This window comes from Acinetobacter sp. WC-141 (assembly GCF_000313935.1).
In the GTDB taxonomy this organism is placed as follows: Bacteria; Pseudomonadota; Gammaproteobacteria; order Pseudomonadales; family Moraxellaceae; genus Acinetobacter.
Genome location: NZ_AMSS01000046.1, coordinates 36,758 through 53,623, shown reverse-complemented (window position 1 = coordinate 53,623; position 16,866 = coordinate 36,758). Strand labels below are relative to the sequence as shown.

The window sequence follows — 16,866 nt, the reverse complement described above, 5'->3', positions numbered from 1 at the left end:
CTGCTAAAGTTCCAGCCTTTGCTTTGGTATTCCAATTTGAAAGAGTTTGCATTCAAATGCTAAGTTGTCTGGCTGTTTCCGAGACATTGCCTTGATTGGCTTCAATTAATTTGATGGCTTCAGCTTTAAATTCTGTGGTGTAAGTCTTGTGTTTCTTGCTCATGGTAAACTCCTGATGAGTGTGTTTAGTTTACCAAGTTAAAACCTCCTGTTTTTTCAGCACACATCAGTTTGTGTCACGTTGACAATGTAATACAATTTCCTTGCCTTCATTTTGTATTAAATACACTACATCTTTATTCATATGACTAACCTCCTTCAATTAGGATTTTAATCAACTTCAGTACAAATAAAAGATAAGTACGTCATCAAATGTCGTCTTAATACCTGTAAAGAACTCAAGTGTTTATTTTAGATTCATCTATAGACACTAAAGATCGTAAACTAGAATTGATATATTTTACCGATTCAGAAAGCTGCACGTTAAGTGCTTCTATATAGATTTAAAAAAAATTAATAAATGAAGTTAGAAAATGCTTAAAGAAATTTAAACCTCAATCTTAAGCCATCTGAATTATTCTTATTTTAACTATTCTAATCCAAGTTTTAATGTGGGGTAGGTTGAGGGGTAAAATAACAGATAAAAAATAAGCCCTTGTAAAAACAAGGGCTTATTTAGAATTTTGGCGGAAGCGGTGAGATTCGAACTCACGGAGGACTCACACCCTCGTCGGTTTTCAAGACCGGTGCATTAAACCGCTCTGCCACGCTTCCATGTGCGTAAGAATACAAAGCTTATTCATTTTATTCAAGAAAAATATCATCGCTTTGTGTTCAAGTGCATATTGTTTCATCAATTTTACAATCGAGCAGCTAATTCTGCTCCTTCTTTGATCGCACGCTTCGCATCTAGCTCTGCTGCGAGCTTTGCACCACCAATAATATGGTAGTTGGCTAAAGTCGACTCACCTTCTTTGGGCATCAAGTCTTTTACCGACTCTTGACCTGCACACACTACAACCGTGTCTACACGTAAAAGCTGGTCTTGGCCATTGTGCTCAATCCAAATCCCTTCATCAGTGACAGCTTTATATTGCACACCACGTAACATACGCACACCATGCTTTTTAAGCTGTGCACGATGTACCCAACCCGAAGTTTTGCCTAGGCCAATACCGAGAGGTGTTGCTTTACGTTGTAATAAATAAATCTGGCGAACTGGAGGTTCAACTTCTGGCGGCTGCATACCACCTTCAGAAACATAGTTCGGATCTGGGTCTACACCCCATTCACGTTGCCATTCGGCTAAAGGTTGCGGCTGGGGGTGATGTGGAGGTTTAAGTAAAAACTCAGACACATCAAAACCAATACCACCAGCACCAATCACTGCAACTTTTTGTCCAACTTCTGCCCCTTTTAGAACTTGAGCATAAGAAAGAACTTGTGGTGCATTGCTTCCTTCAATTTTTAATGCGCGAGGGATTACACCTGTTGCAACAATCACTTCATCAAAACCTTCGCGTTCAAGTTGCTCACGATTCACGCGAGTATTTAAACGTAGATCCACCCCTGTTTTTTCGAGTTGGACTTTAAAGTAGCGAATCGTTTCGTGAAATTCTTCTTTACCCGGTACAACTTTGGCAAAGTTAAATTGACCACCCACATCTGAAGTTGCTTCAAATAGCGTCACTGCATGGCCACGGCTTGCCGCAACAGTTGCCGCGGACATACCTGCTACACCACCACCTACAACAGCAATACGCTTAGGCTGCTTGGTTTTTAAATAAACCAGTTCTGTTTCATGCCCTGCGCGCGGGTTAACCAAACAAGACACACGCTTATTTTTAAAAGCATGGTCTAAACACGCTTGGTTACAGGCGATACAAGTATTAATTTCATCAACACGGTTAGTCGCAGTTTTATTTACCCAAAATGCATCGGCCAATAAAGGACGTGCCATTTGAACCATATCTGCTTTGCCAGTTGCCAAAATTTCTTCGGCAGTTTCAGGCATGTTAATTCGGTTTGACGCAATAATCGGAATAGAAATATGTTGTTTTACATGGGCCGTGTAATCAACAAAAGCTGCACGAGGTACAGACGTGACAATGGTCGGAACACGAGCTTCATGCCAGCCAATGCCAGTATTTAATAAAGTCACACCTGCTTTTTCTAAAGCTTTCGCAACAGTCACCACTTCTTGCATGGTGTTACCATCATGCACAAGGTCGAGTAAAGACAAGCGGAAACAAATAATAAATTTCTCACCAACTTTGGCGCGAATCGCTTTCACAATCTCAACTGGAAAGCGCATACGGTTTTCAATTTCACCGCCCCAACGGTCAGTACGCTGGTTTACGTGGCTACTTAAAAACTGGTTAATTAAATAACCTTCCGAGCCCATAATTTCGACACCGTCATAGCCTGCTTTTTTGGCAATGTCAGCGCACTGTGCGTAATCTTCTATTGTACTTAGAATATTTTTTTCAGAAAGCTGACGCGGTTTAAACGGTGAAATAGGAGATTTAATTGCCGTTGAAGACACAACAAAAGGTTGATAACCATAACGGCCAGCGTGCAAAATCTGCATTAAGATTTTAGAGCCATGTTTATGGACAGCATGGGTTACCAAACGGTGCTGAGGAACATCAAAGAGACTGTTCATGGTTCCACCCGCAGGTGCCAACCATCCCTGACGGTTCGGAGAAATACCACCTGTCACAATCAGGCCAACCCCGCCTTTTGCACGCTCTTCAAAATAAGCTGCCAGTTTTGGGTAGTTAAAAAAACGGTCTTCAAGTCCTGTATGCATGGATCCCATCACCACACGGTTTTTAATGGTGGTAAAGCCTAAATGTAATGGTTTTAATAAATTGGCGTAACTTGTCATGCTGCGTCCCAATAATTTTTTGCAACTTGTTGCATAGTACTTTAATACTTTTTTGATAATTTTGGATGACCCAGAATTATTTTTTATTCGAGATTATGGTCAATCTATATATAAAGAAGACAATCCTATATTTTCTTCAAATAATAAATACCAATCAGAACAAGTGAATTAATGATTTTTTTGCCAAAAAAAGCACCGTGAATAGTGCTACAATAGCCGCCATTCAGAATTCTCGAGACCACCTCAACGGGGTCTTTTTTATAAATGTTAGGATTAGCAATGACTGATAATGCAACTATCTTGCAGCATGTACCAGTAGGCAAAAAAGTTGGGATTGCCTTCTCCGGAGGCCTAGACACTTCAGCTGCTTTATTATGGATGAAACAAAAGGGCGCAGAGCCTTATGCATATACTGCAAACTTAGGCCAGCCTGATGAAGATGACTACGATGCAATTCCAAAGAAAGCAGAACAATACGGCGCTGTAAAAGCTCGCTTAATTGACTGCCGCTTACAACTTGCACTTGAAGGTATTGCTGCAATTCAGTGTGGTGCATTCCATATCAGTACAGGTGGTGTTCCTTATTTCAATACGACTCCATTAGGTCGTGCAGTAACAGGTACAATGTTAGTTACTGCAATGAAAGAAGATGACGTAAACATCTGGGGTGACGGTTCAACTTATAAAGGTAACGATATTGAACGTTTCTATCGTTATGGTTTGTTGACCAACCCGAATCTTAAAATTTACAAACCTTGGTTAGATCAAAACTTCATCGATGAACTCGGTGGCCGTGCTGAAATGTCACAGTTCCTGATCGACAACGGTTTTGACTATAAAATGTCAAAAGAAAAAGCTTACTCAACTGACTCAAACATGTTGGGTGCAACTCACGAAGCAAAAGATCTTGAATACCTAAATGCTGGTATTAAAATCGTTGACCCAATTATGGGCGTTGCTTTCTGGAAAGAAGAAGTTGAAATCAAACCAGAAGAAGTAACTGTACGTTTTGAAGAAGGTGTACCTGTTGCGTTAAACGGTCAAACTTTTAACAATCCAGTTGAGCTTATTCTTGAAGCAAACCGTATTGGTGGCCGTCATGGTTTAGGTATGTCTGACCAAATCGAAAACCGTATTATCGAAGCGAAATCTCGCGGTATCTATGAAGCACCGGGTATGGCCCTTCTTCATATTGCTTACGAGCGTTTAGTTACTGGTATTCATAACGAAGATACCATCGAACAATACCGCATTAACGGTTTACGTTTAGGTCGTTTACTTTACCAAGGTCGTTGGTTCGACTCTCAAGCGCTTATGTTGCGTGAAACTGCACAGCGTTGGGTTGCTAAAGCTGTTACAGGTGAAGTAACTCTTGAGCTCCGTCGTGGTAATGACTACACCATCATGAACACTGAATCTCCAAACTTAACGTACGAAGCTGAACGTTTAACAATGGAAAAAGGCGATTCAATGTTCTCGCCTATGGACCGTATTGGTCAGTTGACTATGCGTAACCTCGACATTACCGATACACGTGCAAAACTTGGTATCTATACAGATGCTGGTTTACTTTCAATCGGTCAAGGTTCTGCTATTCCTCAATTAGACAGTAAGAAAAAATAATTTTCTTATAACGTCAAAAAAGGCCGCCTATTAAGGTGGCCTTTTTATTTTTTAAATTCATTCAGGCAATTTCGGCGACTTGTAAAGGCTGATAATAAATTTGGTTACGCCCAAGCTGCTTAGCCCGATATAAAGCTTGATCGGCAGCATGAATTAAATTTTCCTGAGTGACTTTTAAACCTTCTGTATAAACGGTAAAACCCAAACTAATGGTCACATGCTTAGAAACTAAAGATGCCGCATGAGGAATCGCTTGACGCTCTATCGCTTTATAAATATTGGCAGCCACAGCGTAGGCACCTTGAGCGGGTGTTTTCGGTAAAAGAACCACAAACTCTTCGCCGCCATAACGGGCCACAAAATCAACATGCCGAATCGAATTTTTAATTGCAGAAGCAATAGATGCGATGACCTTGTCGCCCATCTGGTGCCCATAAAAATCGTTATAGTTTTTAAAAAAATCGATATCAATAAATAAAACGGCTAATGGTCGTTGCTCTTGCTTTGCCCGATAGTAAAAAAAGTCAAACATCTCATCAAAAGTACGTCGGTTCGAGATATTAGTGAGTGCATCTTGCTGACTTAAATGAAGTAACTCAGAGGCCTCTATACGTAAAATCTGCTCATTAAGCTCAGCAAGCTGATTATTTAAAAAAAGGCTTCTTTCTCTCGATATAAGCATCGTACTAATTGAAAAACCTAAAATACAGCTACCAAACAATGCCCGCCCCAAAGCAATATAATCACAATTCGCTTGCAATAAAATCAATAGAGAAAAAACAGAAATTGCTGCGATCAAACCCACATAAAGCATGTGCACAGGCTTTATACCGCTCAAAATAAAACCAAGCATATATAAAAAAGAAAGTAGCAACATCGACTGATTTTTAAGAGCGACATTTCCTACGCTAAGAAGCAACATTGCATTGATAATAATCGTAAAAAATACAATACCGCATGCAGCAATATAAAAATATTCAGTGAGTTTCTTTAACTTAGCAAAAGCCCAAAATAGCAACAGTGCACAAGCAATATTAATTGCGCTCAGTAAGCAATAAATAAAGTCCCAAGTAATGTAAGGCACACCGATTACCAAATAATCAGTAGGCAGTGCCAATAAAATAAAAATGAGATAGGTAAGAACGCCACTTGCTAAAAATTTTGAGATATTTTGTTTAGTTCGTTCAAGGTTTAAGCACCAGAACTTTTTTTCTAATTGATGAGGTAAAGGTGTATTGGCATAACGATGAGTATGTAAAGTTACAAGATATTCTATTTCTTCTTTTGCTTTGAGTAATTCATGTACATTGCCCCTATTTGCCACTACCCGATTCCTGCCTCTCACACATTAACAAAATATAACATTAATTTTTAAGGCCTCTTGCGCTTTATTTTGCCATTTGTCCGTAATTCTCGTTACCATTTTCACACTTTATCGATTATCATTTGTTTTATTTCGAAGTTTGAACTGCCTTGGACTCTATTACCCTGCTCCAGCCAGATGACTGGCATGCACATTTACGTGATGGTTTAGCATTAAAACGTACCGTACCTGATTTGGCTAAACAGTTTGCTCGAGCGATCTGTATGCCAAACCTTGTTCCGCCAGTAAAAACTGTGGAAGAAGCATTGGCTTACCGTGAACGTATTCTTGCTCATGTTCCAGAGGGTCTTAATTTTGACCCACGTATGGTGCTTTATTTTACTGACTTCACTTCACCAGACGAAGTTCGTAAAATTAAAGAATCTGGGCATGTAAATGCAATTAAACTTTACCCAGCAGGCGCGACCACCAATTCTGATAACGGTGTAAGTGACATTCGTAAAGTTTATGCAGTGATTGAGCAATTAGAAGAACATCAAGTTCCATTATTACTTCATGGTGAAGTCACTCATAACCATGTCGATATTTTTGACCGCGAAAAACGTTTTCTTGATGAAGTACTCAACCCACTCTTACAACAGTTTCCAAAACTTAAAGTGGTACTTGAGCACATTACAACAAGCGATGCGGCTCATTTTGTTTTAGAGCATGACCGTAATGTTGCGGCAACAATCACTCCTCAGCATTTATTATTTAACCGTAATGACATGTTGGTCGGTGGTATTAAACCGCATTTTTATTGTTTACCAATTTTGAAGCGCCAAACACACCAAACAACTTTGCTTGAAGTTGCAACAAGTGGTAATCCTAAATTCTTCTTAGGTACAGACAGTGCACCTCACTCACAAAATGCAAAAGAAAATGCGTGTGGCTGTGCGGGCTGTTATAGTGCACCTAATGCAATTGAGCTTTATGCCCAAGCATTTGACCAAGTGGGTAAATTAGAGCGTTTAGAAGGTTTTGCAAGCCACTTTGGCGCAGACTTCTACGGTCTACCACGTAATACTTCTACCATTACCTTGGTAAAAGAAGATAACCTTGTACCAGAATCTTTTGATTATTTAGATGATCAAAAAATTATCCCGCTGCATGCCGGGAAAACGCTGCAATGGAGAAAAGTGTGACACAAGAAACCTCTGTCCCGGTCATTGGCCAACGTTTTCGTGGCTTCTTACCTGTGGTTGTTGACGTTGAAACTGCAGGTTTTAATGCCCAGACAGATGCATTGCTAGAAATTGCGTGCATTCCAATTGTGTATGATGCTCAGGGACAATTTGTCCCTGGTCCAGCATTTCATGCGCACATTAACCCGTTTGAAGGGGCTAACCTCGACCGCCGTTCGCTAGACTTTATTGGTATTGATCCATTCAACCCAATGCGTATAGCAATGGCTGAAGATGAGCGAACAGCATTGCGCCGTATTTTTAAATCAGTCAATGAAGTTCGTAAACAGCAACATTGTACCCACGCAGTGTTGGTTGGTCACAATGCCCATTTTGATCTTGGTTTTTTACAAGCGGCAATTGCGCGTACAAGCACAAAAAACCAGAATCCATTTCATAGTTTTTCAGTCATGGATACGGTCACTTTAAGTGCTGTTATGTTTGGACAGACTGTCCTTGCTAAAGCATGTATTCAAGCTGGAATTGAGTTCGATGGTAAAGAAGCACACTCTGCTTTATACGATACTCAGAAAACTGCTGAACTGTTTTGCTATATTTTGAACAAACTGTCTCCTTACCTACTTGACAGTTTGGTGGTGGCTTCTTAAGATACCGCCATCCTCAACGTCCCTATCGTCTAGAGGCCTAGGACATCGCCCTTTCACGGCGGTAACCGGGGTTCGAATCCCCGTAGGGACGCCAATTTCTTTTATAAGAAATTCATTTCAAAATCACATCTTTTAAATTACTTTATCTCACTTCAAATTTTATCCATGAGATAGCTTAGTATTTTTCAAAATTTAAGATTTCAACTTTACTTCATCAATATATGGTAAAGGTTGTATTGTCGGATCGTCTCTTTCAACAGTTATTGCATCAGCGACAAACTTTGTTCTTGTTTCACTTGAGTTTGGTTCTATTGAAACTTGAGCTAATGAGATTGTTGCAATATTAAAATCTGCATGTATTTGTGCAAGCTCTGGTGTTCTTTTATAACGTACAACTCTAAAACCAGCTTCCTGAATTAAAGCATCTCGTTCTTCATGAGTTTTTTCTTTCCCCTTATGACTCGAATCATCTAGTTCAACAATAGCAACAATATTAAATGCCTTATCTAACACAATAAAATCAGCAACTTTACGATTAAACAAATTACGTGTCGCATATCCTTGTGCTGTCATAAATGCACTAAAAGCAACTTGTGCCAAAATAATATGTTCAGGTAAAGCTTCTCTTAGCTTCATAAAAGTAGGTTGCTCATTCATAGTAATGATACGTTTTCCCTTAATTGGGTTACGTTTTGCATTTCCCTTTCTACTTTCCCCTTTCTTTAAAATACTTAAAATTGCCAATATCATCATGGCTAATAAAAATATGCCAACAATCGTAAACATCGAACTTCCCCTAAATAAATATAAAAACTATTTTGATTTTCAAAAATACAATTAAAAACGGTTAGCTATAAATTATTTATTTGATTTTAAAAGCTATTGTTTTATGTATTTGATGCTCTATTTTAAACTGTAATTTATAATTATTTAAACCTATCGTTGCTTGTTTTTTAATTTTTATCATTTATATTTCTAAATAAAATACACTTGTGCAAATATTTCATTGATCCAGTATTCTTTTTACACATAGTTTTACAATATAATAATTCTTATTTTTATACTGATATTTATTATCAACAAGGTTTTAAATGGATCTTAAGCTTCGCCTCCTCTCCCTGAGCATCGCTCAACTCTGCTGTATCTCAAGTGCTTTCGCAGAAACAGATCAATCTTCAACTACGCTTGCTACTATTAAAATTAAAGCTCAACAAGCTGCTGATCAAACTTACAAAGTAGATAATTCAAGTAGCGCAACACGTAGTGAAGTCTCATTAAAAGATACGCCGCAATCTGTCAGTGTGGTGACCCAAAAAGTAATTGAAGATATTGGAGCAACACGTTTAATCGAAGCGTTGGATTTAGCTGGCGGTGTTACTCGTGCTAATAACTTTGGCGGTCAAGGTTTAACAGGGTTTAACCTTCGTGGTTTCACCAGCGGTGAGTTTTACCGTAACGGATTCCCGATTAACCGCGGTTATCCGAACGCTCCAGATAGCAACACGATTGAACGCGTAGACGTTTTGCGTGGCCCCTCTTCTAGCTTGTATGGCCGTGGTGACCCAGGTGGTACGTTTAACTTAATTTCTAAAACTCCAAAGTCTGAGCAACAAACTACTTTAGGTGCCCAGCTTAACAGTGAAGGTTTATATCGCACCACTATAGATACAACAGGCATCATTCCAAATGCAGAAAACATTGGTTATCGCCTCAATGTGATTGCAGAAGGTGGTGATAGTTATCGCGACCACGTTGAGTCTAAACGTTATGGAATTGCTCCAGTCATTCAATGGCAAGCTTCCGACGCGACTAAAGTTACCTTCGAAGCCGATATTTTAAGAAACCAGCATCCGCTTGACCGTGGTCATACACGTTATCCAACACAGAAATCTTTTAATAGCTCACCAGAAACCTATTTATGGGAAACGGGTAAATACAACAACCGACTCTACAATGATAATAATATGACTCAATTACGAGTCGAACACGACCTTGGAAATGACTGGAAACTGAATGCTGGTGTGCAATATTTAAATGGCAAATTGTATGGCTATGCGGTAGAGGCAAATGGCATTCAAAATGACGGTGAAACTTTAGGCCGAAATTACAACTATCGTGAATTGAAATGGCAAGATACCGATGCCCAAATTAATCTAACAGGTAATTTCCAAATTTTAGGTCTAACTCATACTTTAGTGACTGGGCTTGAATATGAAAATTATGATTACAAGTCATATATTATTCGTTCAAGTGGTGATGTCGGTAGTTACCCTATTAATATTTATAATCCTGTTTTAGGCCAACCGCTACCTGAGCTTAATCGGGTTACTACACATGATCGTGAAAACTTAAAAACAACCGCCCTTTTTGTACAAGACCAAATCGATTTAAATGAGCGCTTAAGCGCGCTACTGGGTTTACGTTTTGAGCACTACGCACATGATTACAAAAACCTATTACCGAATACTGCAAATTGGAATACGAGTCACAATGCATTTATTCCACGTTTAGGTTTGGTTTTTAAAGCTCGTGATGACCTTTCAATCTATAGCAATGCTGCAAAATCTTTTAAACCAAACACTGGTGCTAGCCGAAATGGAGAAGGTTTTGACCCAGAGGAAGGCATGGCTTACGAGTTAGGCTTTAAATGGCAAGCACTCGACAATATGCTATCGGTTGACTCTGCTATTTTTTATGCAAAAAAAGAAAATGTATTAACCCTCGATCCTGTAGATTCAGCCTATAAAGTTGCTGCTGGCGAAGTTCGTAGCCAAGGTATTGAGCTAAATGTTGCAGGGCAAATTACTCCAGCTTGGAAAATTATTGGTGGATATGCCTATACAGATGCAGAAGTCAGCAAAGACAATACTTTGAAAAAAGGAACCACCTTAGCCAATATTCCAAAGAATAGTTTTAATCTTTTAAATATCTATGAGTTTCAGGGTGGCCCTTTACAAGGCTTAGGTCTAGGAATTAATCAAAAATATATTGATAAGCGTGCAGGACAAACAGCAAATAGCACCTACACTATGAAAGGTTATGCGATTACAGATTTGGTTTCTTATTATCAAGCAACACCAAAACTTCGTCTTAACTTAGATGTGAAGAATATTTTTGACAAAGTTTATGATGAAAGTGCTTTCAATTTATATGCTTATCCAGGTGAATCACGTACGGTTCAATTGGGTATGAGCTATACGTTCTAAACTGAACTATAAAAAGATCTGATATACGGTAGCCTCTTCAAGGCGACAAACTTGTAGGTCAGATCTCGTTAGGGATATCAAACACTAAAAAGCCACTGTATTTTTAAGGCAGTGGCTTTTTATTAAGCTACTTTTATGTAAAAAATATAATTTACTGATTTATAAATATTTTTATAATTAAATTATGTTCTATACTCAACATAGATCAAAACTATAATTTAGACATGACATGCAAATTCGATTATTTCATTTAAAAAATTCTCGCTCTCAACGCATTATTTGGTTTTTAGAAGAATTAGGACTCGGCTATAAACTCATTATAAAAGATCATTCAGTTATAGGCGAAGATAAAAACTCACCTCATCAATTATCAAAATTTCCAACTATCGAAATTATTGAACAAGGAAAAACTTCAGTCTTAGCTGAAACCTCAGCAATTTTAGATTACCTATCTCATTTACACCCACAATTGGGACCGAATAGCCTATCAAACCAACAACCCCTAAATTTTTATTATTGGAAAAATTATTGTGAGGCAACATTCATTCCCGATTTAGTACTCAAACAAATCTTTCACCAAATTGCACAACGTACACCTTTTCCAATCCGTTTCATTCCTAAATTTTTAAAATATGGATTCGATCAAGGCTATCTCAATCAATCGTTACAACGACAAATGAAAATGATTGATGAACATTTAGAGCAACATGCGTGGTTTGCTGGAGATCAGTTTACTATTGCTGATATTTTGATGTAGTTTCCATTATTAGCTTGCTCACAAAATTACAGTCAGTTTAAACATATACACCGTTATCTTGCCCAAATAGAAAACAGACCCGCCTTTAACAATGCTTTAATTAAAGGCCAATGGTCTGCTTCTACATTTAACGCTTACTGGACGACTGCATGGTAATGAAATTATGCAGACTTACGCGAATTCACTTGTCCTTGAATCACCGCTTTAATATTGCCTTTGGCATAATTTAAAAACACCACAAGTGGTGAAAGTTTTGGATTTGGTTTTTTACCCTTGCCAATGGTTTTAAATTGAGCGGCATACCAAATAATTTCCATAATTGCCATTTTATCGACAAAAGGTAAACCTGTTTTAATCGGTTTTACGGCATAACGCACGTCTTGCCCTGCAATTAAACGTTCTGTTAAATCGGTTTCCACCGCAAATGGGCGAGCAATACCAATAAAGTCACATGCGCCACTTGCGAGTGCAGCATTCATGCCCTCTACAGTACGGAACCCACCTGTTACCATGAGTTTACACTTAACATGTTGGCGGATTTTCTCAGCAAAATCTAAAAAGTATGCCTCACGCGCAATCGTACTTGCTTTACGTTTATCCGCCTTAGCCCCAGCCATTGCTGGTGCCTCATAAGTACCGCCTGAAATTTCAATTAAATCGATACCAGCTTCGTCTACTGCTTTAAAAACTGAAATCACATCTTCTTCACTAATACCGCCACGCTGGAAGTCAGCCGAGTTAAGCTTCACGGAAATAATAAAATTTTCAGAGGTTGCTTCACGTACCGCCTTATAAACCTCTAATAAAAAACGGCTACGATTTTCAACTGAACCGCCCCATTGATCTGTACGCTTATTGGTTAATGGCGATAAAAACTGACTAATTAAATAACCATGTGCGCCGTGCAATTGCACACCTTCGAAACCTGCTTTTTCACAGATCTGAGCTGCTTTCGCAAAACGATTAATAATATCTAGAATTTCATCATGAGTAAGTTCACGTGGCGTTCCAAACATGGTTGCTAAAGCTGGACTAAAAGGTACTGCCGATGGCGCCACGGTTTCTTTATTTAAACCTTTTGGACACTGGCGACCTGGGTGTGACAATTGAATCAATTGCACCATGCCATATTTTTTACCCAAGGCCGCCCACTCTTTTAAGCGATTTAGGTCACGTTCAGTTTCAATAACCACAACACCCGGTTCATTTTTTGCTCCAGCATTTACCATGACATTGCCCGTAATGGCACAGCCAAGTTCACCTTTTGCCCAAGCACCATATAAGCCCAAATGTAAATCATTTGGTTGGCCTTCATAATTTGCAAGCGCCTCACTCATCGCACCTTTAATAATTCGGTTTTTAAAGGTGGTATTGCGAATTGTGATGGGTTGAGCAATCTGGTTCATGGTTAACCTCTTTTTTTGAATTATAGAGCAATTACTCTAATTTAAATGAGTTATTGAGCGTGTCAAGACATAATCGATAACTGACAATAGCACATGTCAATTTTAAAGAATATAAAAATATGCAACTTTTTGCATAAGACAAAAATTAAATTTATTCTATTAAAAAACAAATAATTAAAATAAAATCTTAAAGAGATGCTTTAATTAACTGTCTGGTATATTCAGTTTGAGGCTTAGAAAATAGGAGTTCAGTTTCCTGATATTCAACAACTTTAGCATGACGTAATACCATCACTTTATGGCACAGTGATTTCACTATATTCAGATCATGACTAATAAAAATATAACTTAACTGCTCAGTTTGCTGTAATTGTCGCAACAACTTAATTATGGCTTTTTGCGTGGTCCGATCTAAAGCCGATGTAGGTTCATCCAAAATTAAAAGTTTAGGCTGAACCACTAAAGCTCTAGCTAAGGCTACACGTTGACGTTGGCCACCCGAAAGTTCATGAGGATAACGATGTTGAAAATCTTCAGCCAATTCAACTTTTACCAAAGCAGATTTAACTTGCTGAGTTACCTCTTTTTCATTCACAGCTTTTAACTTTAACCCTTCAGCAATAATCTGCCCTACTGTCATACGGGGGTTTAAACTGCCAAATGGATCTTGGAATACAAGTTGAAAATCTGATCTCATCAACCGTAGCACTTTTGGCTGTAACTGATTCAAATCTTGCCCTAAAAAAACAATTTGCCCTTTACTCTTAACAAGCTGAACCAAAGCTAGGGCTAAAGATGACTTACCCGCACCACTTTCACCAACCACTCCAAGTGATTCACCTTGAGCAAGATCGAAACTCAAATCTTCTATTGCGGTGAAATATCCTTGAATGCGATTTAAAATTCCTTTTCTTATAGGAAATTGCACGCTGAGCTGTCGAACTGATAAAACATTCTGTTGAATGGGTCTAGACTCTACACTTCCAAAATCATGATCTAATAACTGTGCTGTATAAGCTGTTTTAGGGTTTGCAAAGATTTGGCTCAGTTCACCTTGCTCTACTACATGCCCACTTTGCAATACAATCAGTTTCCCAGCATAGCGATGTACTAAATTTAGATCATGGCTAATTAAAATAAGTGCCATTCCATATTTTGCTTGTAAAGATTTTAATAGCTCTAAAATTTGTATCTGTAAGACCACATCCAACGCAGTCGTAGGTTCATCAGCAATCAAAATTTTAGGCTGAAGCGCCAATGTCATCGCAATCATGACACGTTGTTTTTGTCCACCAGAGAGCTCATGTGGATAGCGTTTTAAAATTTGTTCTGGTTCAACAATTCCGACATCTTTTAGTAGATCAACTATTCGCTGTCGAACTTCAAGTTTTGAGAAACCCGATAATAGAAGGTTTTCCCCTATAATTTTTTCAACACGATGGAGCGGATTTAACGCAGTAGCAGGCTCCTGAAAAATCATAGCGATTTGTCGACCACGTAAATATGCTTGAGCTGTCTCATCTAACTCAAGCATGTTTTGTGAGCCAATCCAGACCTGACCTGTTACTTCTAATTTTTCTTGTAGCAACCCCATTATTGCTAAGCAGCTCATCGATTTACCTGAACCACTCTCACCCACAATAGCGAGTGTTTCACCTTCACTTAAGTAAAAATTTAGATCTTCCAATAAAATCTTTTGATCTTTGGTTTGCACCGAAAGATGCTCTACCTTTAACAACGTTGAGGCAGTATTTAAACTATTTTCTTGGGTCAAACGCATCACGGGCCGCCTCCCCAATATAAATTAAAAGTGAAAGAACAATAGCCAGACTAAAAAAACCCGAAATTGCTAACCATGGTGCATCTAAATTATTTTTACCTTGTAGCAATAACTCGCCTAATGAGGCTGCATCCGGCGGCAGTCCATACCCTAAAAAATCAAGAGCGGTTAACGCACTAATATTAGTCGTTAAAATAAAAGGTAACTGAGACAAACTCGAACTGATCGCATTGGGCAAAATATGCCTAAAAATAATAGCGCGATCGGTCACTCCCAAAACTTGGGCTGCACGCACATAATCTAACTGGCGAGCTTTTAAAAATTCTGCTCTGACAATTCCCACCAAAACGGTCCAGCCAAAAAACAACATAATGAAAAAGAGCCAATATACATTGGGAACAAACATACTGACTAAAATCATGACCATAAAAAGCATGGGTAAGCCATTCCAAACCTCAACCAAACGTTGTCCTAATAAATCTACCCAACCGCCATAGTAACCTTGAATGGCACCTACGGTAATTCCAAATAAAGAGGAACAAAAGGTTAAGGCTAAACCAAAAAGTAACGATACTCTTAATCCATAAAGAATACGGGCGAAAACATCCCTTCCTTGATCATCTGTTCCCAACCAGTTTTGCTTGGAGGGTGGTGAAGGTACAGGAACGGCTAAGTCTAAATTGGGTGTTTGATATGAAAATTGAATGAGCGGCCAAACAGCCCATCCTTTAGCCTCAATAAGCGCTTGTACGGCAGGGTCTTTATAATCAGCTTCTGTTTCAAACACCCCACCAAACGCAGTTTCAGGATAAGTTTTTAACACGGGTAAATAGTAAGAATCTTCATACTTCACTAACAGCGGTTTATCGTTAGCAATTAACTCCGCAGCTAAGGATAAAACCAAAATCAGACTAAATAAAATAAAGCTGGCCCAGCCCAATTTATGCTGCCTAAAACGCTGTAATCGTGTACGAACAATTAAAGACATTATTTGCCTCCTTGTGCATCAAAGTGAATTCTTGGATCAATCCATTGATACAACACATCACATATGAGACGTAAAATTAGGCTAAATAAAGTAAAGAAAAATAAAACCCCAAAAATAACAGGATAGTCACGCTGGACAATTGCTTCAAAGCCCAACAAACCCACCCCATCTAAATGGAAAATAATTTCTACAAACAGATTACCCACAAAGAAAATACCCGCTAATACTTCTGGCAAGCCTGCTAGCACAACTAAAATGGCATTACGAAATACATGCTTATATAAGACTTGTTGGCCATTCAAACCTTTTGCATAGGCTGCCAAAACGTAGGGTTTATTGAGTTCTTCTAAAAATGAGTATTTAGTTAAATAAGTTAAACTGGCAAAACCGCCTAATATCATGGTAATCAGTGGCAAAGTCAAATGCCATAAATAATCGGTCACTTTGCCCCAAAGACTAAGTTGTTGAAAGTTATCTGATACTAAATTTTGTAATGGAAACCATTGAAAATAAGAGCCGCCCGCAAAAAAAACAACTAACAAAATGGCAAATACAAAACTCGGTACAGCATATCCCACCACAAGAACTAAAGAGGTGGACCGATCAAACCATGAGCCTTGCTGTCTTGCTTTTTTAATTCCCAGCGGAATAGAAATTAAATAAATCAGAAAAGTGCTCACCAGTCCAAGCGAAATAGAAACAGGTATTTTTTCCCACAACAATTCCACGACTGGTTTATCTTTAAAGAAACTTTGTCCAAAATCTAAAGTTAAATAGCCTTTTAACATTAGAAAAAATCGTTCAGGGCCAGAACGATCAAAGCCGTACTGAGCCTTAATTTGCTCAACCATTTCAGGGCTTAAACCTTGAGCACCTTGATAATAAGTTTCTGCACTCAATGCACGGCCAATTCCCAAATCGCTTTGTGCCTGATGTATTGCTTGCTCAACTGGCCCACCCGGTGCAATTTGCACAACCACAAAGTTAATCAATAAAATGACAAACAATGTGGGAATCATTAAAAGAAGTCGCTTGAGAATATATGAACCCATATAACAGGA

11 protein-coding genes, 2 tRNA genes and 2 pseudogenes are annotated in these 16,866 nt (G+C 38.5%); 6 read left to right on the top strand and 9 right to left on the bottom strand.

Annotated features, from left to right (window positions below; translation table 11 throughout):
• Positions 1-55: 55 nt before the first annotated feature.
• From ACINWC141_RS20085 to ACINWC141_RS08990, 3 genes and pseudogenes are all read right to left on the bottom strand, one after another.
• A pseudogene (locus ACINWC141_RS20085) lies at positions 56-163 on the bottom strand (transposase); the annotation flags it as partial.
• A gap of 521 nt (positions 164-684) precedes the next feature.
• Positions 685-774 (bottom strand) — tRNA-Ser (locus ACINWC141_RS08995).
• Between the two features lie 85 nt (positions 775-859).
• Positions 860-2,890, bottom strand: a complete 2,031-nt coding sequence (locus ACINWC141_RS08990) for an NADPH-dependent 2,4-dienoyl-CoA reductase (RefSeq protein WP_009390475.1) — start codon at positions 2,888-2,890, stop codon at positions 860-862.
• Between the two features lie 264 nt (positions 2,891-3,154).
• On the opposite strand from ACINWC141_RS08990, the gene argG reads away from it, so the two are divergent.
• Complete coding sequence (argG, locus tag ACINWC141_RS08985) at positions 3,155-4,513, top strand: argininosuccinate synthase (RefSeq protein ID WP_009390370.1); 1,359 nt, start codon at positions 3,155-3,157, stop codon at positions 4,511-4,513.
• Positions 4,514-4,574: 61 nt separating this feature from the next.
• On the opposite strand, the gene ACINWC141_RS08980 is transcribed toward argG, so the two are convergent.
• Positions 4,575-5,837, bottom strand: coding sequence for a GGDEF domain-containing protein (locus tag ACINWC141_RS08980; protein WP_009390430.1), 1,263 nt, complete (start codon positions 5,835-5,837; stop codon positions 4,575-4,577).
• Between the two features lie 149 nt (positions 5,838-5,986).
• Here ACINWC141_RS08980 and pyrC point away from each other — a divergent pair, with 149 nt between their 5' ends.
• From pyrC to ACINWC141_RS08965, 3 genes are all read left to right on the top strand, one after another.
• Positions 5,987-7,021, top strand: coding sequence for a dihydroorotase (pyrC, locus tag ACINWC141_RS08975; protein WP_009390362.1), 1,035 nt, complete (start codon positions 5,987-5,989; stop codon positions 7,019-7,021).
• Positions 7,006-7,668 carry a ribonuclease T gene (gene rnt / locus ACINWC141_RS08970; protein WP_009390416.1) on the top strand — a complete coding sequence of 221 codons (663 nt, stop codon included), beginning with the start codon at positions 7,006-7,008 and terminating at the stop codon, positions 7,666-7,668. The genes pyrC and rnt overlap by 16 nt, the downstream gene beginning before the upstream one ends.
• Positions 7,669-7,686: 18 nt before the next feature.
• A tRNA-Glu gene (locus ACINWC141_RS08965) sits at positions 7,687-7,762 on the top strand.
• 98 nt (positions 7,763-7,860) lie between these two features.
• Here the strand turns inward: ACINWC141_RS08965 and ACINWC141_RS08960 are convergent.
• Entirely contained in the window at positions 7,861-8,454 is a 594-nt protein-coding gene (locus ACINWC141_RS08960; protein ID WP_009390401.1) for a DUF2726 domain-containing protein, read from the bottom strand.
• 305 nt (positions 8,455-8,759) lie between these two features.
• Between ACINWC141_RS08960 and ACINWC141_RS08955 the strand changes: the two genes are divergently transcribed.
• Both ACINWC141_RS08955 and ACINWC141_RS08950 read left to right on the top strand, forming a co-directional pair.
• Positions 8,760-10,874, top strand: coding sequence for a TonB-dependent siderophore receptor (locus tag ACINWC141_RS08955; RefSeq protein ID WP_009390431.1), 2,115 nt, complete (start codon positions 8,760-8,762; stop codon positions 10,872-10,874).
• A gap of 229 nt (positions 10,875-11,103) precedes the next feature.
• Positions 11,104-11,787 (top strand): annotated as a pseudogene (locus ACINWC141_RS08950) (glutathione binding-like protein).
• A 5-nt stretch (positions 11,788-11,792) separates the two neighbouring features.
• Here the strand turns inward: ACINWC141_RS08950 and ACINWC141_RS08945 are convergent.
• The 4 genes from ACINWC141_RS08945 to ACINWC141_RS08930 all read right to left on the bottom strand — a co-directional run bounded on the left by ACINWC141_RS08945 (position 11,793) and on the right by ACINWC141_RS08930 (position 16,857).
• Entirely contained in the window at positions 11,793-13,037 is a 1,245-nt protein-coding gene (locus ACINWC141_RS08945) for an NADH:flavin oxidoreductase/NADH oxidase family protein (RefSeq protein ID WP_009390432.1), read from the bottom strand.
• Between the two features lie 187 nt (positions 13,038-13,224).
• Entirely contained in the window at positions 13,225-14,820 is a 1,596-nt protein-coding gene (locus ACINWC141_RS08940; RefSeq protein ID WP_081400081.1) for an ABC transporter ATP-binding protein, read from the bottom strand.
• A complete protein-coding gene (locus ACINWC141_RS08935; protein WP_009390368.1) occupies positions 14,795-15,805 on the bottom strand; it encodes an ABC transporter permease in 1,011 nt (336 codons plus the stop codon). The genes ACINWC141_RS08940 and ACINWC141_RS08935 overlap by 26 nt, the downstream gene beginning before the upstream one ends.
• Complete coding sequence (locus ACINWC141_RS08930) at positions 15,805-16,857, bottom strand: microcin C ABC transporter permease YejB (protein WP_009390473.1); 1,053 nt, start codon at positions 16,855-16,857, stop codon at positions 15,805-15,807. The genes ACINWC141_RS08935 and ACINWC141_RS08930 overlap by 1 nt, the downstream gene beginning before the upstream one ends.
• Between the last annotated feature and the right edge of the window lie 9 nt (positions 16,858-16,866).